We start from the raw sequence: 1,495 nt of genomic DNA, 5'->3' as shown, positions 1-1,495 counted from the left end.
GCACTGGAAGTGCGCGCGGTGCCCCGTCCCGTGTCGGCCCCTCCCTGCCCGCAAGTCCTTCCACGAGACCAGACAAGGACGTCCCCCGTGGCCATCAGCGTCTTCGACCTCTTCTCCATCGGCATCGGCCCGTCGAGCTCCCACACCGTGGGCCCGATGCGCGCCGCCCGGATGTTCGCCCGCCGACTGCGCTCCGAGGACCTGCTGGACCGGGTGACGGGCGTACGGGCCGAGCTGTACGGCTCGCTCGGCGCCACCGGCCACGGGCACGGCACCCCGAAGGCCGTCCTGCTGGGCCTGGAGAACGCCTCGCCCCGCACCGTCGACGTCGACCAGGCCGACAAGGACGTCGAGCGGATCCTCGCCGAGAAGCGGATCAACCTGCTCGGCGAGCACCCGATCGACTTCGACCCGGACACCCAGCTGGTCCTGCACCGCCGCCGCTCGCTGCCGTACCACGCCAACGGGATGACCCTGTGGGCGTACGCGGCGGACGGCTCGACCCTGCTGGAGAAGACCTACTACTCGGTCGGCGGCGGCTTCGTGGTGGACGAGGACGCGATCGGCGCGGACCGGGTCAAGCCCGACGACACCGTGCTGAAGTACCCGTTCCGCACCGGTGACGAGCTGCTGCGGCTCAGCCGGGAGACCGGGCTGTCGATCTCCGGCCTGATGCTGGAGAACGAGAAGGCCTGGCGCAGCGAGGAGGAGATCCGGACCGGTCTGCTGGAGATCTGGTCCGTGATGCAGGAGTGCGTGCGGGCCGGCATGTCCCGCGAGGGCATCCTGCCGGGCGGGCTGAAGGTCCGCCGCCGGGCCGCCGCCGGTGCCCGTGCGCTGCGCGCCGAGGGCATCGGGCCGGCCAACGCGATGGAGTGGGTGACCCTCTACGCGATGGCCGTGAACGAGGAGAACGCCTCCGGCCGCCGGGTGGTCACCGCGCCGACCAACGGCGCCGCCGGGATCATCCCGGCCGTCCTGCACTACTACCTGAACTTCATCCCGGGCGCCGACGACGACGGCATCGTCCGCTTCCTGCTCGCGGCCGGCGCCATCGGCATGCTCTTCAAGGAGAACGCCTCCATCTCCGGCGCCGAGGTCGGCTGCCAGGGCGAGGTCGGCTCCGCCTGCTCGATGGCCGCGGGCGGCCTCGCCGAGGTCCTCGGCGGCACCCCCGAGCAGGTCGAGAACGCCGCCGAGATCGGCATCGAGCACAACCTCGGCCTCACCTGCGACCCGGTCGGCGGTCTGGTCCAGATCCCCTGCATCGAGCGCAACGGCATGGCCTCCGTCAAGGCCGTCACCGCGGCCCGGATGGCGCTGCGCGGCGACGGCCGGCACCACGTCTCGCTGGACAAGGCGATCAAGACGATGAAGGAGACCGGCGCCGACATGAAGATCAAGTACAAGGAGACCTCGCGCGGCGGCCTCGCCGTGAACGTCATCGAGTGCTGACCTGACCGGCGTTCCGGCAGGCCCCCGGGCGGTCCCCCGT

The 1,495-nt window shown here is 71.4% G+C and carries 1 protein-coding gene; it reads left to right on the top strand.

Going from position 1 to position 1,495, the window contains the following annotated elements:
* Positions 1-87: 87 nt before the first annotated feature.
* Positions 88-1,455 (top strand): L-serine ammonia-lyase, encoded by a 1,368-nt coding sequence (locus ACFU6K_RS38810; RefSeq protein ID WP_380671347.1) that lies wholly within the window; start codon positions 88-90, stop codon positions 1,453-1,455.
* The last annotated feature ends 40 nt before the right edge of the window (positions 1,456-1,495 follow it).

The sequence above is a fragment of the Kitasatospora sp. NPDC057512 genome, assembly GCF_042802135.1.
Classification (GTDB): Bacteria; Actinomycetota; Actinomycetes; order Streptomycetales; family Streptomycetaceae; genus Kitasatospora.
This window is presented reverse-complemented; position numbering and strand designations above follow the sequence as displayed.